Annotated in this window: 21 protein-coding genes and 1 pseudogene; 11 read left to right on the top strand and 11 right to left on the bottom strand. The window is 59.3% G+C overall.

Annotated features, from left to right (window positions below; translation table 11 throughout):
* Window positions 1-27 precede the first annotated feature (27 nt).
* From K9B32_RS18330 to K9B32_RS18315, 4 genes are read left to right on the top strand one after another with little or no spacing between them, the layout of a single operon-like run.
* Complete coding sequence (locus K9B32_RS18330; protein WP_224564744.1) at window positions 28-804, top strand: SDR family oxidoreductase; 777 nt, start codon at window positions 28-30, stop codon at window positions 802-804.
* A gap of 23 nt (window positions 805-827) precedes the next feature.
* Complete coding sequence (locus K9B32_RS18325; protein WP_224564742.1) at window positions 828-2,747, top strand: beta-N-acetylhexosaminidase; 1,920 nt, start codon at window positions 828-830, stop codon at window positions 2,745-2,747.
* A gap of 8 nt (window positions 2,748-2,755) precedes the next feature.
* On the top strand, window positions 2,756-4,192 hold the full coding sequence (locus tag K9B32_RS18320) for a M81 family metallopeptidase (protein WP_224564740.1): 1,437 nt from the start codon (window positions 2,756-2,758) through the stop codon (window positions 4,190-4,192).
* Window positions 4,171-5,487: an MFS transporter gene (locus tag K9B32_RS18315; protein ID WP_411969721.1), complete on the top strand. Its 1,317-nt coding sequence runs from the start codon at window positions 4,171-4,173 to the stop codon at window positions 5,485-5,487. The genes K9B32_RS18320 and K9B32_RS18315 overlap by 22 nt, the downstream gene beginning before the upstream one ends.
* Before the next feature lie 98 nt (window positions 5,488-5,585).
* Here K9B32_RS18315 and K9B32_RS18310 read toward each other — a convergent pair whose 3' ends face one another.
* The 8 genes from K9B32_RS18310 to K9B32_RS18275 all read right to left on the bottom strand — a co-directional run bounded on the left by K9B32_RS18310 (window position 5,586) and on the right by K9B32_RS18275 (window position 14,890).
* Complete coding sequence (locus K9B32_RS18310) at window positions 5,586-6,911, bottom strand: extracellular solute-binding protein (protein WP_224564737.1); 1,326 nt, start codon at window positions 6,909-6,911, stop codon at window positions 5,586-5,588.
* Between the two features lie 66 nt (window positions 6,912-6,977).
* Window positions 6,978-7,829 (bottom strand): carbohydrate ABC transporter permease, encoded by an 852-nt coding sequence (locus K9B32_RS18305; protein ID WP_224564735.1) that lies wholly within the window; start codon window positions 7,827-7,829, stop codon window positions 6,978-6,980.
* A complete protein-coding gene (locus K9B32_RS18300; RefSeq protein WP_224564733.1) occupies window positions 7,826-8,761 on the bottom strand; it encodes a carbohydrate ABC transporter permease in 936 nt (311 codons plus the stop codon). The genes K9B32_RS18305 and K9B32_RS18300 overlap by 4 nt, the downstream gene beginning before the upstream one ends.
* Window positions 8,754-9,854 carry an ABC transporter ATP-binding protein gene (locus tag K9B32_RS18295; RefSeq protein ID WP_224564731.1) on the bottom strand — a complete coding sequence of 367 codons (1,101 nt, stop codon included), beginning with the start codon at window positions 9,852-9,854 and terminating at the stop codon, window positions 8,754-8,756. Before K9B32_RS18295 ends, K9B32_RS18300 begins: the two co-directional genes overlap by 8 nt.
* Before the next feature lie 245 nt (window positions 9,855-10,099).
* Window positions 10,100-11,611 (bottom strand): alpha-N-arabinofuranosidase, encoded by a 1,512-nt coding sequence (locus tag K9B32_RS18290; protein ID WP_224564729.1) that lies wholly within the window; start codon window positions 11,609-11,611, stop codon window positions 10,100-10,102.
* 106 nt (window positions 11,612-11,717) lie between these two features.
* Entirely contained in the window at window positions 11,718-12,644 is a 927-nt protein-coding gene (locus K9B32_RS18285) for an ArsR/SmtB family transcription factor (RefSeq protein ID WP_224564727.1), read from the bottom strand.
* 293 nt (window positions 12,645-12,937) lie between these two features.
* On the bottom strand, window positions 12,938-13,360 hold the full coding sequence (locus tag K9B32_RS18280; RefSeq protein ID WP_411969719.1) for a GNAT family N-acetyltransferase: 423 nt from the start codon (window positions 13,358-13,360) through the stop codon (window positions 12,938-12,940).
* Between the two features lie 141 nt (window positions 13,361-13,501).
* On the bottom strand, window positions 13,502-14,890 hold the full coding sequence (locus K9B32_RS18275; protein WP_224564725.1) for a diguanylate cyclase domain-containing protein: 1,389 nt from the start codon (window positions 14,888-14,890) through the stop codon (window positions 13,502-13,504).
* 167 nt (window positions 14,891-15,057) lie between these two features.
* Between K9B32_RS18275 and K9B32_RS18270 the strand changes: the two are divergent.
* Both K9B32_RS18270 and K9B32_RS18265 read left to right on the top strand, forming a co-directional pair.
* A pseudogene (locus tag K9B32_RS18270) lies at window positions 15,058-15,432 on the top strand (electron transfer flavoprotein subunit alpha/FixB family protein); the annotation flags it as partial.
* A gap of 153 nt (window positions 15,433-15,585) precedes the next feature.
* Window positions 15,586-16,032 carry a VOC family protein gene (locus tag K9B32_RS18265; RefSeq protein WP_224564723.1) on the top strand — a complete coding sequence of 149 codons (447 nt, stop codon included), beginning with the start codon at window positions 15,586-15,588 and terminating at the stop codon, window positions 16,030-16,032.
* Window positions 16,033-16,037: 5 nt separating this feature from the next.
* Here K9B32_RS18265 and K9B32_RS18260 read toward each other — a convergent pair whose 3' ends face one another.
* On the bottom strand, window positions 16,038-16,964 hold the full coding sequence (locus tag K9B32_RS18260) for a cation diffusion facilitator family transporter (protein WP_224564721.1): 927 nt from the start codon (window positions 16,962-16,964) through the stop codon (window positions 16,038-16,040).
* A 240-nt stretch (window positions 16,965-17,204) separates the two neighbouring features.
* Between K9B32_RS18260 and K9B32_RS18255 the strand changes: the two genes are divergently transcribed.
* The 5 genes from K9B32_RS18255 to K9B32_RS18235 all read left to right on the top strand — a co-directional run bounded on the left by K9B32_RS18255 (window position 17,205) and on the right by K9B32_RS18235 (window position 20,243).
* Window positions 17,205-17,999 carry a TIGR01458 family HAD-type hydrolase gene (locus K9B32_RS18255; protein WP_224564720.1) on the top strand — a complete coding sequence of 265 codons (795 nt, stop codon included), beginning with the start codon at window positions 17,205-17,207 and terminating at the stop codon, window positions 17,997-17,999.
* Between the two features lie 444 nt (window positions 18,000-18,443).
* Entirely contained in the window at window positions 18,444-18,749 is a 306-nt protein-coding gene (locus tag K9B32_RS18250) for a DUF982 domain-containing protein (protein ID WP_224564718.1), read from the top strand.
* 146 nt (window positions 18,750-18,895) lie between these two features.
* The gene (locus K9B32_RS18245; RefSeq protein WP_224564716.1) at window positions 18,896-19,141 is read left to right on the top strand and encodes a hypothetical protein; all 246 of its coding nucleotides are present in this window, start codon (window positions 18,896-18,898) and stop codon (window positions 19,139-19,141) included.
* Between the two features lie 417 nt (window positions 19,142-19,558).
* Window positions 19,559-19,807, top strand: a complete 249-nt coding sequence (locus tag K9B32_RS18240) for a hypothetical protein (protein WP_224564714.1) — start codon at window positions 19,559-19,561, stop codon at window positions 19,805-19,807.
* A gap of 52 nt (window positions 19,808-19,859) precedes the next feature.
* Window positions 19,860-20,243, top strand: a complete 384-nt coding sequence (locus K9B32_RS18235; RefSeq protein ID WP_224564712.1) for a type II toxin-antitoxin system HigB family toxin — start codon at window positions 19,860-19,862, stop codon at window positions 20,241-20,243.
* 119 nt (window positions 20,244-20,362) lie between these two features.
* Here the strand turns inward: K9B32_RS18235 and K9B32_RS18230 are convergent, their stop codons facing one another.
* Window positions 20,363-21,544 carry a GTP-binding protein gene (locus K9B32_RS18230; protein ID WP_224564710.1) on the bottom strand — a complete coding sequence of 394 codons (1,182 nt, stop codon included), beginning with the start codon at window positions 21,542-21,544 and terminating at the stop codon, window positions 20,363-20,365.
* A gap of 102 nt (window positions 21,545-21,646) precedes the next feature.
* Window positions 21,647-21,829: DUF4082 domain-containing protein (locus K9B32_RS18225; RefSeq protein ID WP_224564708.1), on the bottom strand; the 183-nt coding region annotated here is incomplete at its 5' end.

Below are 21,829 nucleotides of genomic sequence, written 5' to 3'. Positions count from 1 at the left end.
CAATTCCATGCCAAAAAGGGATGCAAAATGACACAGACGGTAGCGATCGTAACCGGTGCTGCGGGCGATATTGGACGGGCTATTGCTGAGCGGCTTGCGGAAGATCACGATGTCATCCTGATGGTCGACATCGACGTTGCTGCCGCCGAGAAGGCCGCCCGCGCTCTGGGGCCAGTCGAGCGGTTTGCCGTGCACGGCTGCGACGTGACCAGCGAAGCAAGCGTCGCAGAAATGGCAAAGCAGGCTGCCTCGTTTGGTTTGGTTCGCACGTTGGTCAACAATGCAGGGGCCGCACGCGCCGTCAGCCTCCACGATACCACCCCCGAGATTTGGAGGATGGACAATGCGCTTAATCTTGAGGCTGCCTTCTTGTGCTTCCGCGCCGTCGAAGGTCTGCTCGAGGCGTCGAAGGGCTCGGTTATCAACATCGCATCCGTCAACGGCATGAACGTCTTTGGCCATCCCGCCTATAGCGCAGCGAAGGCGGGACTGCTGCATTTCACCAAGTTGGTGGCGGTAGAATACGGAAAGCTCGGTATCCGTTCGAACGCGGTTGCGCCCGGCACCGTACGTACGCGGGCATGGGAGGCGCGTGCAGCCACCAACCCCAACGTCTTCGAAGAGGCTCGCCGCTGGTACCCGCTCCAGCGGGTCGTCGACCCTGGCGATGTCGCCAACGCCGTGGCGTTTCTTGCCGGACCGCAGGCTGCCGCGATTACCGGCGTCTGCTTGCCGGTGGATTGCGGGCTGACTGCCGGTCAGGCTGAGATTGCAAGGACATTCTCGCAGTCCGAGCACTATTGAAAGACATTGAGAGAGGAACCGATATGACTTTGGCGCCTTTTCGCCTGGAGAGTTCGTGGCAGCCGGATGGCGGCTCGAACGGCCGCTTTACCTTTTCCCTCTTCAATCTCTCCGAGGTCGCGCTTTCTGGCTTCACGCTGGTCTATACCTCGCTGACGCGCGTCATCGATGCGAAGGCCTGTGGGAACGCAACCTTTCTGCGTCGCAACGCCAATTTCCATGAGTTTGCTCCGCCATCGGGATTTTCGCTCGCGCCCGGCAGCAGCTGGACTTTCACCGTCAGCGGCCTGCACCGGCCGGCTCGCCATTGCACCGATGGTGCAAAGTCCGCCTATGTGACGCTTGAGGATGGCAAGCACATCACGGTTGCCGTTTCCGATTTGCTCCTTGAAGGACGCGTGAACGAGCCGCCGCCGGTCCTTCTTCCTGAAGGCAAGCTTTCATTGCCGTTCTCATTGCAGCCCTGGCCGGCGGAAGTCGACGCCGAGCCAGGCGAGGATTTCCCCGTCGTTCTTTATCCCGCGGAAGGATCGTCCACAGACGATGTGCGGGCAGTCTCGACGGTGCTTTCCCTTTGCCATCGTCTGTTCGAGAGTGATCATGCGCCGTTCAATCTCGCTGCCTCGCCGCAGGGACGGCCCTTGCAGTTTCTGCTCGATACGACGATGGCCCCTGAAGGCTACAAGCTCGGCTTCTCGGCCGCGCAGATCACATTGTCATTTGCCGATGCCGCTGGGCGTCAATATGGGCTGACGTCGCTTGCGCAGCTCCTGCATGGGGCTCGCAGCCGACCGCAAACGTTTCGCTTTCCGATCTCCGGCGCGATTTCGGACAGGCCGCGGTATGGCTGGCGCGGCTGCCATCTCGACGTTTCGCGTCAGTTCTATCCGACAGCCGACATCAAGCGGCTGATCGACATCCTCGCGTGGCTGAAGCTCAATATCTTCCATTGGCATCTGACCGACGACGAGGCATGGCGGCTGGAAATCAAGGCCTATCCCGAACTCACGACGATAGGCGTCCTTCGCGGTCCGGACGAGCCACTCCTGCCGCAACTCGGCAACGCTGCCGAGCCTGTCGGCGGCTTTTACTCCCAGGATGATGTGCGCGACATCGTTGGCCATGCTGCAAAATTGCATGTGGAGATCATCCCCGAGATTGATATCCCCGGTCATAGCACCGCGACGTTGACGGCACTGCCCCATCTGACCGACGGCCAGGAGGCGCCGGACAGCTACCATTCCGTACAGGGATATCCGAACAATGCGCTCAATCCCGCGGTGCCACTGACCTACGAATTTCTCGAAAAAGTGCTCGACGAGATGGTCGAGCTGTTTCCCTCCGCCTACCTCCACATCGGCGGTGACGAGGTGGCGAACGGTTCGTGGCTTGCCTCTCCGCTTGCCAAGGCATTGATGGAGAAGGAGGCGATCTCAGGCACGTTCGCACTGCAATCCCATTTCCTCAAGCGTGTGAAGGACATGCTGACGGCGCGCGGCCGTAAGCTCGCCGGTTGGAACGAAGTGGCGCATGGTGGCGGTGTTGCTGCCAAGGACACGCTGCTGATGGCCTGGGAGAACCCGCAGGTCGGCATCGATCTGGCCAAAGAAGGCTACGAGGTCGTCATGACTCCCGGCCAGGCCTATTATCTCGACATGGTTCAGGCGGAGGCGTTTCAGGAGCCCGGCGCAAGTTGGGCCGGAACCGTGCCGCCGGCACATACCTACGCCTATGAAGCCGAGGGCGACTTTCCGGAGGAATTGAAGGACAAGATGAAGGGCGTCCAGGCTTGCATCTGGTCGGAGCACTTCCTGTCGCGCGGCTACTTCAACCGGCTTGTCTTCCCACGCCTGCCGGCGATTGCCGAAGCGGCATGGACGCCACGGGCGATGAAGGACTGGCATCGCTTCGCTGCGATCGTGCCGCTGAGCCCGAAATTGTGAGGCCGAGAATGCGGATTGCAGTGGGCGGAATTCACACGGAATGCAGCACCTATTCGCCGGTGCTGATGACAGTCGAGGACTTTCGCGTCCTGCGCGGCGGGGATCTCCTGGCTTCGGACTACTTCGGGTTTTTGAAAGCCGATGGGGTTGAGCACCGACCGCTCTTGCATGCGCGCGCAGTGCCCGGAGGGCCGATCTGCAGGGTGGCGTACGAGGCATTCAAAACCGAGTTTCGTGACCGGTTGAAAGCTGCCTTGCCGCTCGAAGGCCTCTACCTTGCTATGCACGGCGCGATGAATGTCGAGGGAATGGACGACGCTGAGGGCGACTGGATTGCCGCTGCCCGCTCTGTCGTCGGTCCTGATTGCGTGATCGCAGCGAGTTATGATTTGCACGGCAATGTCAGTCAAAGGATCGTCGACCAGCTCGATATATTCGCGGCCTACCGGACCGCGCCGCACATCGACGTGCGCGAAACGATGGTGCGTGCATGGTCGCTGCTGGTGGATGCCTTAAGATCGGGCACGCGGCCAGGTGTCGCCTGGGCCCCGGTGCCGGTTCTCTGGCCCGGCGAGCGAACGTCAACCGAAGACGAGCCAGCAAAAAGCCTCTACAAAGCACTGCCTAAGATCGATCAGCGCGAGGGCATCCTCGATGCCAATTTGATGATCGGCTATGTGTGGGCGGATGAACCTCGGGCGACCGCCTGCGCCGTCGTCACAGCGACGGACAAGCAAGCGGCCGTCGCAGCCGCGGAAGAGATCGCACGATCCTATTGGAATGCGCGCGACCACTTTGTCTTTGGTCCTGCTACCGGTCCGCTCGATGCCATGCTCGACATTGCGGTGAATGCCTCGACAGCACCTGTCATCCTGGCAGATTCCGGCGACAACCCGACAGGTGGCGGCGTTGGCGACCGGGCCGACGTGCTGAAAGCACTGCTGGCACGTGGATTTGAAGGAGCGCTGGTTGCTGGTATCACCGATCCTCCGGCCGTCGCGGCATGCTTTGCAGCCGGCAAGGGTGCAAGGATCGGACTGCGCATCGGCGCAGCCCTCGACGCGTCGAGCTCGCCTGTCAGCATCGAAGCGGAAGTCCTTTTTCTCGATGACCCGGGCCCGGCCGCCGAGCGTCAGGCGGTCATAAGCACCGCGGGCATTGCCGTGGTGCTCGCGGCACGGCGGCGTCCTTATCACAATATCGCCGATTTCGAGGGGCTCGGGCTCGATCCGAAGTCCGTGCGGGTGCTTGTGGTCAAGTCCGGTTATCTTTCCCCGGAACTGGCGCTAATCGCCAATCCGAACCTGATGGCATTGACTGGGGGCGTCGTGAACCAGGACATCGAAGGCTTGGTAAGTAACCGACGCGCTCGACCGACCTTCCCGTTCGATCGCAACTTCGAATACGAACCACATGTGCGCCTATCGGCGCGCTGGCAAGACTGATCCCTCCCTCAAAAGGTTCCGGCCTCACGCCAAACCTGCAAAAGCGCCTTCATCCGCAATGCCAGGTGAGCTGTCACCGCACGATACATGTCATGAGCCGTCTCCTCCGCGATGTTTTCCGCGACCCGACTATCCGGGTCAGCATGCTTGCCATCTTTGCCTTTGGCTTTGCCGGAGCGGCGACCTCGCCGTACCAATCGGTTATTGGCATTCGCGAATTAGGTCTGAGCAACACCCTCTACTCGGCGCTGATATTTGCCGCCGCAGCCGTCAACGTCACCGTGAGCATTCTGCTTGGCAATCTCGCGGACCGACTTGGCGAGTATCGGTCGCTGATGGTGACGGTCGCCGTCTTCGGTATCTTCGGCTACGGCGCGGTCTACCTGTTTCCCGCGCAGGCAACGTTCACATTCAGTGCCCTGTTGCTGCTGCCGATCTACAACGCCCTCAATTCCCTGCTCTTCGCCAATGTACGCGCCACTACCAACGGGATGCCACGCGGCGACGTGGCAACGGTGAACTCAGGTGTGCGCGCGATGATCTCGCTCTCGTGGGTCCTCGTGCCGGGCCTTGTCGGAATACTTCTGTCGCGATCGACAAGCATGCTGCCGGCCTATCTCTTTGCGAGCCTCGCCTGCATGGTGTGTCTTGGGCTGATCGCAGCCTTCCTGCCGCGCCAGAGCGGCACGGACAACGCGGCCACCCACCATCTTTCCTATCTTGCCGCGCTTGCACAAGTCATCTCGCCACGTGTCTTCATTCGTGTGATCGCGGTGTCGCTGATCAGCAGCACTCTTCATGTTAACGGCGCCATCCTGCCGCTGATCGTTACCGGACCCGCGCATGGGACCGTTGGCGATGTCGGGATCCTGGTCGGCATCGTCGCCTTCCTCGAAGTCGTCTTTATCGTTGTCTGGGGGCGTGCCCAACGGATCATGAACCACGTCACGGCGCTGGCGATCGGCACGATCATCTACGTCGTCTACCTCGTAGTACTCGGCCTTGCGTCCGCGCCATGGCATGTTTATGCGTTGACGCCTATCAGTGGAATCGGCGCCGCAGCGCTCATCAGCATCCCAATCACCTATCTGCAGGATCTGATTGCTGAGCGGCCCGGTCTCGGCAGTGCGCTGATATCCGTCAACATTTTCCTGAGTGCGGGGCTGAGCGCGCTTGTCTTTGCGATAGGCACCGGCGTCGGCGGCTATTGCGGAACGGCAATCATCGGTGCTGTGGCCGGCCTCTCAGGCCTTTTTCTGCTGCTCTTCTTCGATGGAACCAAACGACGGCGCTGAGACGGTCAATGTTCTGACCGCCAGCCACGTCACCAAAAATGCCCGCCGCGAGACCGGCGGCGGGCATCTGCTCTCAGGCTCGGGAAAGAGTATGAGCCTCAGATGTTGGCGAGCAGCTCGTTGATACGATGTTCCATATCGGAAAGGGCTGCGTCGATCTCCTTTTGACCGGTGATGGCTGCGCTCATTTCCTGGCCGATGATGTCCTGGATCGCGAACTGGCGCTGGACGGTGGACGGAAGCGGCGTGCCGAGCGTGGCGATCGCCGAAATCGTGTCGCGATGCGGCAAGGCCTTGAACTGATCAGAATTCAACACCGCCTTGACGGCCGGCAAATGCCCGGTGCGTGACCAGTCGAAATCGTTGTCATGGAAGAACTTCAAGAACTTCCCGATGGCAGCGGTCTGTTCCTCGGATCGGTCCTTTTGCGAGACGGCCCAGCTGTGGCCGTCGGCGTATTGCGCCTTCTTGCCGGGGAAGAGTTGCGGATAGGGATAGACAGCATAGCCACCGGCGTTGAGCGCTGTGCCGGACTTTTCGGACGATGCCGTGTAGTCACCGATGACCCAGGTCCCGTTCAGGTGAACACCGCCTTCGCCTGCAAGGAAGGCGTTGATGCCGGCGGCGTAGTCCAGATCCTTGGTCGTGTAGCCGTTGTCGTAGACCGCCTTGTACATCTCGAGGACCTTCTTGGCCTCGGGCGTATTGATCTTGACCTGCTTCGGATCGGCAAAGAAGTCTGAATTCTGCTGGAACAGGTAGGTGTAGAGGTTGCGCGTATAAAGCGCGACTTCATTGGCGAGATTCTGGACGAAGTAAGGCTTGCCGGTCTTTTCCTTGAATTGCTTGGCCTGCGCCAAGAGCTCGTCGACGCTCGTCGGCAGCTTCGGCGTGCCGTCGGCATTGACGAGATCGGCCTTTTTGAAGAGGTCCATGTTGATGTGATACAGCATGGTCCAGTTGTCGATCGGCAGACCGTAGATCTTGCCGTCCTTGGTCACGCCATTCAAGCTGGCGTCGGTAAAGTCAGTGGCTGCAACACCGACCGACTTCAACACGTCGTCGAGCGGCATCAGCAGGCCCTTGGACTGATAATCGGCGAGCACCGATTGGTGGACGGTGACAATGTCAGGCGGATCGCCGGCGGCGAACTGTGCGGTGAGCTGATCGTAGCCTGGCCATTCGACGGTCGTCACCGTCACATGCACATCCGGATTGTCTGCGTTGAACTTGTTGATGAGCGAGGTGATGATGCCGCATTCGCCAACGGCCTTGCTGACGTCGGTGTTGGTACCGAAATCGGCGTCGCAAGCCCCGAAGAAGCGCTGCACAGTTAATTCGGTGGCAGCATAAGCGGGGTTTGCGCCGGCGAGCGCGATCACCGAGGCCGCCGCCAGCATGTATTTTCTCAAAGTATGCGTCATTTCCATCTCCTCCTGATTGGATCTGCAACCCTTGGTCAAGCCCCCTCCCCGGGAGCCGGTTCTGCGTCAGCGCACGGCCGCGCCAGACACTGCCGTCACGATGTATTTCTGGAAGAACAGGTAGAAAATGAGGATCGGGGCGCCGGCGAAGACCGCTTGCGACATCAGAAAGCCGAGACCTTCGGACTGCGCAAAATTGGTCTGCGTGGAGGCGATCCCGATCGTCAGCGTATACATTTCCTTCTTGGTGCCGGAGATCAGCGGCCAGAGATAATCGTTCCAGGCACCAAGGAAGGTGAAGATGCCGAGCGTTGCCTGCGCGGGAACCGTCAACGGCAGCAGCACCTTCCAGAAGATCTTGAAACGGCTGGCGTTGTCCAGCAGTGCTGCCTCGTCGAGTTCCTTTGGAATGGCTCGGAAATACTGCGTCATCAGGAACACGCCGAAGGGTGCCGACAATCCAGGCAGGATCAGACCGTGATAGGTGTTGTGAAACTTCAGCCAGGAGAAAATCTGATGACGAGCGATGAGCACCGCCTGCTCAGGGACCGCAAGTCCGAGCAACACGATGATGAAGAGCGTGTTGCGGAAGGGAAAGTTCAGACGTGCGAAGCCGTAGCCTGCAAGCGACGAGAGGCTCAGCGTGAAGATCGTCAAGCCGCCGGCAACGATGATGCTGTTCAATATCCAGCGGAACACCGACGATGTTGCCAGGATATTGATATAATTGTTGATCGTGTAAGGCGCATGGAAGACGGAGTTCATGTCCGCCATCAGTTCCTTGTTGTCCTTGAGGGACAGTCCGATCACCCACAGCACCGGCGCCATCATGATCAGGGCGCAGACAAGTGCCAGGAGAAGAATCACGCGATCACCGGCCGAGCGGCCGACCATGTTTCCACCGGATAAAGCGCTCATCCTTCTTCTCCTTTGCGTCGCGAGATGAAGTACTGCGCCATCGCAGCAATCAGGATCAGTACGAAGAGGATTTCAGAAGCGGCGGCACCGAGACCGAGGTCCCACTGCCTGAACGCAGCTTCATAGATGTAAAGCACGATAGGCTTCGACACGTTGTTCGGGCCACCGAGCGTCATCAGCTTTGCCTGACCAAAGAGCTGGAACTGCAGCACGACCTGGATGATCAGCACGAGCACGAAAGTCCGCCGGATCGAAGGGAGCGTGATGTACCAGAGCGTTCGCCAGCGGCTGGCATTGTCGAGGGCCGCTGCTTCATAGATTTCTGCCGGTACCTGCTGCAGTGCCGAGAGAAAGAGCATCATTGGCAGGCCGATGCACCACCAAACGGTGGCAATCGCTATGCCGATCATGGCGAGGTTCGGGTCGGAGAGAAAGGCCGGCGCAGGCACGCCGAACCAGCCGTAGATGGTGGCAAGCAGGCCGAAGTTGCCGATGAAGACGATGCGCCATATCAGCGTGACGATTGTCACGGACAGGACGGAGGACGAGAAATAGACGGCGCGCAGCGCAGCTGCCATTTTCGTCTTTCGGTTCAGGGCGAGCGCCAAAAGCAGACCGAAGATAGCAAGCGTCGGCACTGTCAGAAGCACGAAGTAGAAGGTATTGCCGACGGCCTGGATGAAGACCTTGTCTCTGAAGAGCCGGATGTAATTATCGAGCCCGACGAAGCGGCCGACGCCGAAGGCATCAGCCTTGTGAAGGCTGAGCCAGATGCCCCAGAACAGCGGCACGACAAGCAAGGTCACGAAAAAGAAGAGGTAGGGCGCGACGAAGAGTGCGTTTCGCCAGAGTGGCGCATTGATGTTCTGCACTTTCTGCCGGGCCGTGATGGAAGCGGCAGACCGGGCGGAGGAAAGTGTGGCCTCAGCCATGAGCGGCCTCCTCAGCGTGCCAGGCGTGACCGGCATCATCAAAGAGATGCGTGCGACTTCCATCGAGCACCAGTGCCACCTCGTCGCCGATCGTGACGCGACTGTTGCCGATGTCCTCGGCAACGACGACGCTGCCATCCTTGAGACGGGTATAGAGAAGCGTCCGGTCGCCAAGCCGTTCCAGGACATCCACCTTCCCCGTCGTCGTTGCTGCAACGCCATTGGCGAGCTTGACGGCCTCGGCACGGATGCCGAGCGAATGTTCGCCGGCCTTGAGCCCACCTGAACGGATCGCTGTCTGCAATTGCGAGCCATCAGGAAGCTTGGCACGCAGGAAACCATTTTCTTCCGCGAGGCCGACGGACAGGAAGTTCATGGTCGGGGACCCGACAAAGGTGGCGACGAAACGGCTTGCCGGGCGTGAATAGATCTCCATCGGCGTTCCGATCTGCTCGACCTTCCGATTGTTCATCACGACGATGCGATCGGCCAACGTCATTGCCTCGATCTGGTCGTGCGTGACAAAGATCATTGTCGATCTGACCCGATGGCGCAGCTGTGCGAGCTCGACGCGGGTACGAACGCGTAACGCAGCATCGAGGTTCGATAACGGCTCGTCGAAGAGGAAGGCCTTTGGTTCCTTGACGATCGCGCGGCCAATGGCGACACGCTGACGCTGACCGCCGGAAAGTTGGCCCGGCTTGCGCTCCAGGAGATGGCCAATTTCGAGCATGCGAGCCGCTTCTGCAATGCGTGCGGAGATCGCCTCGGCCGAAACGTTGATGTTGCGCAATCCGAAGGCCATGTTGTCGGCCACCGTCATATGCGGATAGAGCGCATAGGACTGGAACACCATGGCGATGTCGCGCTGGCCGGGTGGCAGTGTATCGATGCGCTCGCCATTGATTGAGATCGTCCCGCCGTCCACGCTTTCAAGGCCCGCGATCATGCGAAGAAGCGTAGACTTGCCGCAGCCGGAAGGGCCAAGGAAAACCATGAATTCGTTCGCCTTGATTGACAACGACAAGCGGTCCAAGACCGTCATCGAGCCATAGCGCTTGGTGACATTCTGGATTTCGATATTGGCGGTCATCCCACGGCTCCTGAATTGCAGCCGGAACCCGAAATGCCGATATGAAGACGCGGATGGCATGCTGCCACCGAGAGAGCGTCCGCGACGACAGACGGGCCTCCCTCAGTCAGTGATAGTGCCAAAACAGAAGCGCTCGCTCCCATCTTTTCCTCCCAGTGGCACGTCAAGACCGGTGTGCTGACGTTAAATCATACAATTGCTTTGTCAACATATCGTTTGATATGTATCAGGAAACAGGATGTATATTACACTTGCAGGCGGATCATCCGGTAGGAGAGCGGCGCGATCTTTGCGCTGAGCTTGCCGTCGACGATGCTTGAGCCGGTCACGGCCTTGGGCACGACATTGTCGGGTTTGTCGGCGGTGTTGGTGATGTTGAGATCGCTATGGGCGACGACCCTGTCGTCGATCACCCGCAAAACACCGAATTCGAGCAGGCTGGCGTCGAGATCGAGCGTCTCCGTTCCGTGGCGGTTGACGATGAAGAAGGTTACCGTCTTCTTGTCCGCATCATGCACGGCTGAGACGTCGAGATAGGGAACATCGCCCAGACCGTCGACCTTGTAGGCCGGGCTGTCGACCATCAGCTTGAGCGCCGTTCCGCGTCCGTAGACGGAGGCGAAATAGTACGGGTAGAAGATCGTCTGGCGCCATGCCGGACCACCCGGAATGGTCATGATCGGGGCGATTACGTTGATGAGCTGCGCCAGGCAGGCAATCTTGACGACATCCGCACGGTTGATGAAGGTGTTGAGAATGCAGCCGACCTGCAGCACGTCCTCGAAGTTATAGTCATCCTCCAGGAGGGCGGGTGCGTGTGGCCAACCATTTGCGCCGGCAAGTGTTGCCTTGTCGCGCTCCTTGGAGTGGTACCAGACATTCCATTCGTCGAAGGAGATGTATACGGTCTTGGAGGAGCGCTTCTTCGCCTTGACGTAGTCGATTACGCCGGCGACCGTGCCGATGTAATTGTCGAGCTCGATACTACGAGCGAGATAGTTGGCCGTGTTTTTGGCACGGTTCTCGAAATACATATGCAGCGAGATGTAGTCGACCTCATTGTAGGTGTGGTCGAGCACGGTTGCTTCCCATTCCGGATAGGTCGGCATATGTGCGTTCGACGACCCGCAGACGACGAGTTCGAGCGAGCTGTCGAAGGCGCGCATGGCCTTGGCAGTCTCATGCGCTAGCCGGCCATACTCGTCCGCCGTCTTGTGGCCGATCTGCCAAGGGCCGTCCATCTCGTTGCCGAGGCACCAGAGTTTGACGTCCCAGGGCTCGCTGCGGCCATTGGCAATGCGCTTGTCGCTCCACTCGCTGCCACCAGAATGATTGACATATTCGAGGAAGTTGCGCGCCTCATCGAGGCCGCGCGAGCCGAGGTTGACGGCAAGCATCATCTCGGTGTTGGCCGACGTGCACCAATCGGCAAACTCGTGGATGCCGACCTGATTGCTCTCGCAGGTGTGCCAAGCAAGATCGAGGCGCGTCGGGCGGCTTTCCTTGGGGCCAATGCCGTCTTCCCAATTGTAGGCAGACACGAAATTGCCACCGGGGTAGCGCACGATCGGAACATTCAGTTCCTTGACGAGCTCGATGACATCCCTGCGCATGCCGTTCTCGTCGGCGGTCGCATGACCAGGCTCGTAGATGCCGGTATAAACGGCACGACCGAGGTGCTCGATGAATGAGCCATACAGGCGCGGATCGATGTCAGAGATCGTGTATTTACTGTGTGCTGTAACCGCAGCCTTCATGTTGCCCTCCACTGTATCGTCTTTTGTGATTTATATCACAATTTGAGATCAATAAAGCGGAACCCCGAGGCGCGGTCAAGCGTAAAATTCAGAAAATCGGATAGACTCATCTGGTCTTCAGGCGCAGCAGAATGTCCTGATCGTAGTTTCCGAAGCCTCGGCCAAAGATGTTGATGCCACCGGGATGTTTGGCGTCGTCGCGCACACCGATACGCAGACGGACTGAATGGTGTTCGTCCAGCTTCAGATCGGCGAGGGTTACATCGGAAATGCGCAATCCATCGACGAAAGCGCCATCGTCATTGATGCGGAAGTTCTTCAGTTTGCCGTACTGCGAGCCCTTCAGCTTCCACCAATCTGGCGTGAAAACCCCACGTTTGTCGCCAAAATCACCCGGAGACGTCCAGGTTCCGATATCGGCACCGTTGACCGCGAGGGTGATGTCGGAGGGCCAGTCGGCGCTGGTGCCAGGAACCTCTGAACTCAATTCCATCACGAACTCAATCTCGCGGATGCTGGTGTTCGTCAGTCGGGCGTTGTTGGGAAACTGATACTCGACATAGCCTCGCGTGAACCAAATGAGCCCGGCTTTCATCCGGTCCGGATCAAGGAAGGTATTGGGAACGTCGAGTAGCCCGATGATGCCATCGGCTGAACAGAGCCCGCAAGGCGCCGTCACTTCAAAGCTCGTATAGAGCCCAAGCGGCATCGACACCTCGATCGCGTCCGGCTTGGTTTCCTTGATTTCATTCTTGAAGACGACGAGAATCTCATCGTAAACGCTACGGCAGACCTTCTGGTTGCCCTTGCGCGCTTTTTGGGTTTCCGTCTGGATCAGCCCGGCCTCTTCGAGCATCTGCACGTTGGTCGACACGCTGGATTGCGGCAGGTCAAGTAGATCAGCAATTTCGTTGACGTTCATCGCCCCCCTCTCGTGCAGGAGCTTCAAGACGGCGATGCGAGCCGGAGATGCGAGCCCTTTGAGGATAGGCATCCCCTCTTCTGGCTCGACGACAAGAAAGTTACGGCTCATGGGACTCCGATCTACGACAACGCAATCGCTGTTTTATATCAGAAAATGTGATGTTATCAATTGGACGATCGCGATAGATTGATGACAAGCAACAACAGGCGTGTTCTGCAGGAAAACGCAACAGGGCGGGCGTCCAGGCAACGCTATTTGCCTGGGCTGTCTTGCGTCAGCCCAGGACATGAAGCGGCTAAAATACGCAAAGCGTCTTGCCGCGAGCTGCCGTATGAGGCGTGACGGGCGCGTCCACTGCGCAGGCAAGTTACGCGGATCAGGACGGGGCGGCCATTGAACGGTTACCTGAAATCTCCGGGCGATGCGGCGATGTCTGCGATGGAGCCGAAGAGCACGAACGGATCGTCCTTCGAAGGCGTGAAACCCCGCCGCCGCCAAAATTCAGCGGCCTCATCGTCGACGGCGTTGACCATCAAGGCCCGTCCGCCGATCAGTGCGGCAGCCTGAATGCAACGCTGGAGGGTGTGCTTGACCAGACCCGGGCCAATGCCGCACCCCGCCCATTCCGTGTCGGTAAAAAGTTGACCGAGAAGCAGGCAGGCAACCGGATCGGGTGGTTGGCCGGTGCGAATTGAGCGCGGCGAGATAGAGGCAACCACAGCTGTCGGGGCAAGGGCATTGTATCCGACCACCCGCCCGGCTTCGCCGACGACGAGAACGGCCGTGAAGCCCTTTTGCTGATTGGAGAGCGCGCGGGTCTTCAACTAGCGATCGAGCGTGGGTTTTCCGCAGGAGAAGTTAGAAACGTCATGCGTGGTGGTAAGCGGTTCGGGAGCCGATAGCAGGCGCGGGCCGCTTGGCAAGCTCCGCCATCTCGGGAACTGGAGCTGCCGGACGGGATAGGACTAGCCGCTAACCACCTGAAGGGCCTTGTCCGAGTGGAATCGTGCTGTTCCTTTGCCGCTGGATTTGGCCAGGTAGAGCGCTTGATCGGCCTTCTGTAACAAATCGGCGCTTTCTCGTCCGTCAGTGGGCGAGATTGCGATACCGATGCTGACACCGATTTCGACGACAGTGTCCGCCACCCTATAGGGGGATCGCAAAGTCTCGATGATCCTGCTTGCACGTGTTCGCAACTCGTCACGGGTTGTCAGCCCCGGCATCACCACCACAAATTCATCGCCGCCGAGACGGGCCGCGGTATCCTGCTCGCGAAGGAGCGATCGCAACCGCTCCGCGACCTGACAGAGAAGCTCATCGCCGGCCGCATGGCCGTGCCCGTCATTGACCGCTTTGAAGCCATCCAGATCAAGATACATGAGGGCTACGCCCGGCTGGCGGCTTTTGAGATGCCCAACGAGGCGATCCAGGCGATCAAGCAGCAGCACGCGATTGGGCAAGCCCGTAAGTGCGTCACGCATGGCGCGCGCCTCGCTGTTGCGGATCAGCCGTGCGGCATCTCCCGCATAGCGAAGTACGAATATCGACAGAGCCACGAAGGCGCATAAGGTGATGACAAGAATTGGTCCGGCCGTTTGCAAAAGCGCATCACCGGGACGCACAGGATCCCAGGCCAGATAGCGGGCCGTCGCCTTTATCTCGTCGGAAAAGCGGATTCGCGCACGAGGGTCTACACTCTCGTCATCGATATCGACGAGTCTCAGATTGGGCAGCAGATAGGTATTTCCAAGGTCGGCCAGGCGGGCTCCGGTCAAGACGTCCACAAACACAACCAGATAGCCCGTATCCTGAGGCCGTGTCTTATCATCGAAAGGACGCAAGGGCGCTACCGCCACCATAGCGAGTTCATTTCCAGCGCTGACCAGGCCAAACGTCGCGCTGACGTGATCGCCGGCGCGATTGCGCGCAACAATCTCGTTGAAGCCGTTCGATAATAGAGACCGGGCATCCACCGCCCCACCTTTTCCATCGACATAAGAATAAACGGTGCGATTTTCTGGATCCAGCACGAACGACATTGCTAAGCCGTAGCTATCCTCGCCGGCGTGGCCGATATTGCCGTCGATCCAGGCAAAATCGAAGTTATCGACGATTGCAACGACGGCTTCATCCCAATGGCCATAATCTGACGCTCCCTTGGCAAGCGCCTTGCCGTGAACGTCAATTGCGGCACGCGCCAATCGTGCCTGTTCACTGATCGCGGTCTTCGTCTGATAGTTTGCGAGCCAGATCAAACCGCCAGCCGAACCAACGAGAAGCAGTGCGGTCAGCAGCGCAAGTGGCAGAATGACCTTGAAGAAGAATTGCCGGGTGTCATCGATTTGTCTGGGCATTTTTCTCAACGAACAGCGTCTTGCGCGGAAGGGTGCCGAGCAATCCAAATACCCGGCGCTCTTGGCGTGTGTGACCACCCGCCATTTGCAGATGACCTATGCACGTCCTTAATTTAGAAGTCGTGAAGAAAGAGCCTCAGTTTCAATCTTTCCTGTGCCAATTTTTTACCTCGGCGAAGATCATCATCTCGGGTGGCCAGGCGCTCGGCTCGGCGGAAAAGTTCAGGCAGGTCATCTTGCCGGTTGCCGACAAGCTCGGAGCCGCGGTCGGCGCCTCGTGCGCTGCCGTCGATGCCGGTTACGCCCCGAACGACTGGCAGGTCGGCCAGACCGGCAAGGTCGTGGCGCCCGATCTCTACATCGCCTGCGGTATCTCCGGCGCCATCCAGCACCTCGCCGGCATGAAGGATTCGAAGGTCATCGTCCGACGGTACCGGTTTTCGTATGCGAGATGGTTCGATGTTGCTGCGTCGAGGTATTTACCCTTAATGACCATCAGGCGCAGGTTACGAGATAACCCACAGATCTTAGAGACAGTTTGAAAACGGGGCGGAAATGTGAGGCGGCCCGTGATTCAAGCTTCTGATGTGGAAAACAGCGAATTGGGCGTGGATGACTGTCGGTGTTGGGGTGCCTCAAACGTCCTTTGTTGGACGAGGCGACACCATTGAAACGACACCTTGGAGATTGGAAACATGGCGCTCAAGCGGATGGACAACGTAGGAATCGTCGTCGAAGACCTCGGCGGGACGATTGATTTCTTTCGCGAACTCGGCCTCGAGCTCGAAGGACGGTCCATGATCGAAGGAGAATGGGCCGGACGTGTCACTGGATTGGGGGATCAGCGTGTCGAGATTGCCATGATGCGCACACCGGACGGCCGCAGCCGGCTTGAGCTCTCCCGCTTCCTCACGCCGCCTGTCGTCGCAGATCACCGGAACGCCCCGGTCAACGCCCTAGGCTACCTCCGCGTCATGTTCGCCGTGGACGACATCGATGAGACGCTTGAACGGCTCCGCACGCGCGGCGCGCAGCTCGTAGGCGAAGTAGTCCAGTATAAAGACGCCTATCGGCTCTGCTACATCCGTGGCCCTGAAGGGCTTCTCATCGGACTCGCCCAAGAACTCAGCTCAGCGCAATAAGGCGTCTATTCCGCCCATTCCACATCGGCGGTAAAGGCAATGGTGAGCCAGCGATTGGCACTTTCGTCGCCGATTGCCGCACCGATTTCGTCGCGCAGGGCATCCCATTCCTCCACCGTCTTGGGCGGCAGGCCCTCGGGAACGATGAAATAGAGCTCAATCTGCGTCGCCCGGCCGACGCGAGCGACATAGGCGCGGTAGGACAGGAAACCAAGGCGGCGAACCGTCTGCGATGCAACGTCATCGACATGGTCCTTCAGATCGGCCGGCGCGATCAGCAGGATTTCCGTCAGTGCCTTCCAGACGGTGCCGATCGGAAGCGGGATCATCACCAGGCAGACGAGCGCCAGGACGACCGGATCGACATAACTGGCGACCCAGGCAGCGGGCGTCGGCTGGACGGCAAGGCCGACGAGAAACGCAATCAGCAACGCGAGCGCGATCCCGCCGGACATGATCCAGGCCGTGATATCGAGCGATATGAAATTCGATTGCAGGCGGCGGTTCAGCCTGATGCCCATTCCGGCCATGGCCACACAGACGAGCAATGTCGCCGCGCAATAGGCGATCGCGACACCGAAATGCAGTTCGTGACCGCCATTGAGGATATTGATGATCGCGTTGATCAGCGCATAGACCGCCACCGTCATGAGCAGGCAGCCGTTGAGCATGAGGACGATCGGCTCCAGATGCCAGAAGCCCATGGTGAAGCGGTTACGAATTCTGCCGGAGAGCGCATCGGTCTGCGCCGACTTGACGATGAGGCTCGAAACCCATAGCGCGAGCCCCGTCATTGCCGCGTCCGCTAGCGAATAGACGCCGTCGAAGGCGATGGAAAACGAGCCCGACAATATACCGAAGACGACACCGAGCGCGGCAACCACGACCGTGGCAGCGATCGAGACACGTAAAAAACCCTGCTCACTCCACATCCGCATTTCCCCCACGACGGCGCGGCACCGCGTTCATTCTATCGTTTCCGGACCAATGGTGAAGACGCCTTCGCCAACCACGCATTGACCCCTTATTGCGGCACTTGACCTTAAGGGGGAACAGAGGCAACGGCGGTCCTACGCAGCCCTGGCGCCCGCGAGCGGGCCCACCGTCGCCGAATACCAAAAGCCTCGGACCCGTCGCCTGTTGGGTTGTGCGTTGACCGACGCGCCGCCCTCATGCAGTCTTGCCTTATGGTCAAGGGTGTCCTTCTTGACGTTTCCGGCGTGCTGCTCGACGGCGACACGGTTTTGCCGGGAGCAGCAGAATGTATCGTAAACCTTGAATCGGCCGGCCTTCCTGTCCGGTTCGTGACCAATACGACGCGGCAATCCAAACGCCAACTTGCTCAACATCTCCGATCTCACGGCATCGAGGTTGAGCTGCACGGACTGTTCGCCCCCGCTGCGGCGGCCTGTGCTTGGCTGAGAAAGAACGGATACGCGCCGCATCTGCTGGTTCATCCGGACCTTGAAGAAGATTTCGCCGAGTGCCACGCCTCGGGTCCTTGCGCCGTCGTCATCGGTGATGCGGCACAAGCCTTTGCCTATGACAACCTGAACGCGGCCTTCCGCAAACTGCAGAAGGGTGCGCCGTTCCTGGCATTGGCCCGCAATCGCAGCTTCAAGGATCGCGACGGACTTTTGAGTCTGGACGCGGGCCCCTTCGTCGAGGCGCTCGAATATGCCGCTGGCACCAAAGCCATTCTATTCGGCAAGCCGTCTCGAGAGTTCTTCACCGCAGCGGTGGAAAGCATGGGCTGTCACGCGGGCGATGTCGCCATGGTAGGCGACGACGTCGAAAGCGATGTCGCCGGAGCGCTTAAGGCGGGGATCGGTGCGGCTATCCTGGTTCGAACGGGGAAATACTGCGCCGGCGACGAGAGCCAGGTCGAACCACGACCGACGGCTGTCGTCGCAAGCATCGTGGAGGCCACTCAGCTCATCCTGAGAATGTCTGCCGACGGCGATTGACGTCAAGGGCGCATGCGGGCGCCGTCTGGTTTGACTTCGGTCGCTTGGACCGCGCGACTGAGCGCTCGAATGCCAGCCCAACAACGACAACAGCAAGCATAAGGCTGACAGGCGTTATTACGGCAGCGGTCCACATTATGGCCCCCGCGCGGTTACACTGTTGGGCCTCACCGCAGGGCTTTTCTTATGGAGTTTGAGCGACGTTCTGCGCAGGTGAGACGGTCCGCAATCGGTCCGTTGACGGATGAGCAAATCCCGTGTTCTGCCTGGGAAGCTTCGAGAAACTTGAGCTAAATCAACGAGGCGTTTCACTAAGACAGACGCTCGCCGCGTATAGCCGACAGGGGTCTTGAACCGCATGGCGCCCACCGGTTAGCCCTTGCACGCGCGCGTCTACAATATTAGATTTTCGTTATGTGTCGTTGGTAGGAAAAGGAGGAAAAAATGCCGACGCCAGACATCCTTTGGAATACTCCCATAAATGTTCGGCTTCAGAATGGCACCGAGAAGTCGTTCCAAAGTATCCACGATACCTTGGACTTCCTTGAAACCGAATGGCCCAAGGCATACGGTGCGTATCACGATGCAGCAGTAGCCAGCTGTCGAAATGCCCTCAGGCGACAAACTCCTCCCGCAGTAAGTAAAGAGCTCTTCCTCGCGGCATGCCTGGAAGCAGGCTTTGCGGTTCGAGGCGGTAACAGGCGAGCGAGCGGCCAACGCTTATCAGAAACCGCTCATCGACATTTCTGAATTCGACAACGCCGGAACAAATGACCGGCAACCGCATTTATCGGCCAGAGGCGCCTCGATCTTTCCTATGTCCCAACGCTTGCCCCGCTTTAAGCGGGGCGCCTTTGGCGATGGCAACAGAGATGTTCTTCATGGAGGATGTTGTGATGTCTCGCAAACAGTTCAGTCGCTACGATGAGCCCCTGGATTCCGACGACCTGCGCAAATGCCACGCAGTCCTGGATGAAATTTGCGGAGACTTCGGAATAGAGCTCGGCTCCGAGGAGGCAGATCGTATCGCCGCGATCACCATCGAGCTGTATCAGCAGGGCGTACGCGAAGTTGGCCAGTTGAAGCACATCGTTGATGCGGCGCGCGGCCTCGATCTCAGCCGAGATGGAACCAAGGCGTAGCTCACGCGTTTTGAGCTTCGCTCACGGCCTTCGGACGTGACCACTCAAGGAGCCCTGACTTTGCCCCGCCAACAAGCGGGGCTCTTTTCCAAACCGACATTCGCAAGTCGACCCCCACGTCCCGGACAATGAGCGTCGTCCTCAAAGCCCTGTCCCAGCCTTGTTGCGCGAAGGCGGCAAGCAAGGCTGGATTATGAGGAGGAGGTACGCAAATTCTCACTGTCGGCAAACGACAGTGAGAAGCACTGATAGGGGAATTGCCCATAACAATTGACGACAGCCAAGTCTGTATCCCCGACTGGATGTGCGTCCGCTCATCGACTTCGGCAATTGATAGATTGCCTTGCGGAGCGTGATGATTGAAGATCTCGAAGGGAGCGGCGGACAAACGCCTGCTGCGGCAACGATTGGCACCAAATGCGACAACGTGATGAACCCCTCACTTCGGAAGATCTGACCGTCTGCGATGAAGTGTTGAAGCGCATCACGGAAAAGCACGCGATCAACGATCACAACACCACAGTTCATCTGGCGTCGATCGTCATCGAGATCTACCGGCAAGGCGTACATGACCCGGAGCAGCTAGCTTTGCTCGCCGGAGCATCCTGCGAAGCGATGATTGAAATGAGGCAGCTTGGTCCTCGCTTAGATCCGGCACCACTCTAGGTGCGTCAATCCCCCAGCTTCCAGCGCCCCGCTCGTCGGCGGGGCTTCTTTTTTGAAAGCGAGCGGAAAAATGCTGTGCCGCCGGCACCTCCGATTGCCGGCGCTTTTTGCATCCTTTACACCAACCATCGCGAGGGCGCGCCAGTACGGGATTTTTCGAGCCGAAACCGTGGCTGCGCTAAATGCCTGGTTCGATGAAGTGGGCAAGGGGAAGTGCGCGAGCACCGCGGATTTGAAGCAGCTCTCAGCGACAGCTCAGCGGGAGCGGATCGTCTTCGGCATCAAGGGCAACGACTATCGCCTGGTGGTGTCAGTGTATTTCGCGAAAGGCATCGTCTGGATCATCCTGCGACAATCAGCAGGACGCCTCGATCGAGAACCGGGTTCCGCATCTGCCAAGACGCATCGGCCTTCGGGCCCGTGTCGAAGACGGTAGGTCCGGCGGCGGCCTGTGCTTCGCTACAGGGTCCTCACGCAGTTCGAAGCGCGCTGTGAGCCGATCAGGAGGGACCGCGAGATCGCCGAGGCGGAGGCCAATGCGCAGCGCTGCCCGCGCTACCACACCGGAAACGGATCTTCGAGTGTGGACCAGTCCCGCGGATCCGCACTGGCCAGACAGTCGTCCAACGCGACACGGACGCCTGTCTCGTCCATGCCCACACCGATGAACACGAGCTCCTGCCGACGATCGCCCCAGGCGCTGTCCCACTGGCTCTTCAGATGCTGACGAAACTGCGCATGGCTCGGCCAATCCTGCCAAGGAACGGCCGCCCACCAGAGCCCCATGGGTTCGCAGCGCCGCTGCGCGCCGGCAGCCGACATTAGACCCACATGACGCGGGCGCGTGGCAAGCCAGAAGTGGCCCTTGGCGCGAATTACGCCCGGCCAGGGCTCATCCAGGAACGCTCGAAACCGCATGGGATCGAAGGGGCGCCTTGTGCGGTACACGAAGCTCGACACCCCGTATTCCTCGGTCTCCGGGACATGGGCGCCTGGGCTGTACAGTTCCTTGTGCCACAACGGGTGCGCAGCCGCTTTTGCCTCATCGAAGAGGCCGGTATTGAGGACGGTCGCAAGGGGAACCTTGCCGAAATCCGTCTCCACCTGGCGCGCATCTGGATTGAGTGCAGCAACCACCTTGCGAACCTCGGCGCGAATTTCCTCGGTCGTATCGGAGATCTTGTTAATCACCACAACATCGGCAAATTCGATCTGATCGACCAAGAGGTCAATAAATGTCCGCCGATCCTGACTGTCACGCTCCAGGCCGCGGTCACGGAGAAGATCGGCGCTACTGTAGTCTGCTAAAAGGCTTGCGGCGTCGACGACGGTAATCACCGTGTCGAGTTTTGCAAAATCGGACAGAGAAACCCCGTTCTCGTCCCGGAAGGAAAAGGTTGCCGCGATGGGGCGTGGCTCCGCAATGCCGGTTGCCTCGATCAACAGGTAGTCGTATCGCCCTTCCGCGGCCAGCCGCCGCACTTCCGTCAGGAGGTCGTCGCGCAGGGTGCAGCATATGCAGCCATTGCTCAGCTCAACCAGTGTCTCCGTCGTATGCGACAGGTTGCAGCCGCCATCTCGAATGAGACTGGCATCTATGTTCACCTCGCTCATGTCGTTGACTATGACGGCGACCCGCAGGCCTTCGCGATTGGCCAGCACGTGGCTGAGAAGCGCCGTCTTGCCAGCCCCGAGAAAACCGGCGATCACCGTCACTGGTAGGGTTGTCCTGTTCATCGTCATCCCTTCAATACCGACCCTCGGAACGACGTTGCCGCGGCAAAAATCTGCTTTGGGTCAGTCGCATTGCAAAGCCCGCCCGCAATCTCGCCCGATGCCTCATGCGGCGAGCTGCGGCCGGAAAACCACATCGGCCCAGTAGTTCGCTGAATCGAAGGTGCTAGTCGGGAAGAGGCCCGCGGTGGCCGACCCGCCATAGGCATAGACGCCGTTGCCACCGGCGGCGGCGCTGGACAGGGCCGTCAGCGGGCCGCTGGTGACGCCGCTGGTGAAAAAGCCATC

The sequence above is a fragment of the Rhizobium sp. 3T7 genome, assembly GCF_020166565.1.
Classification (GTDB): domain Bacteria; phylum Pseudomonadota; class Alphaproteobacteria; order Rhizobiales; family Rhizobiaceae; genus Rhizobium.
Note: the sequence above shows the minus strand (reverse complement) of the source record. Positions and strands in the feature narration are given on the sequence as shown.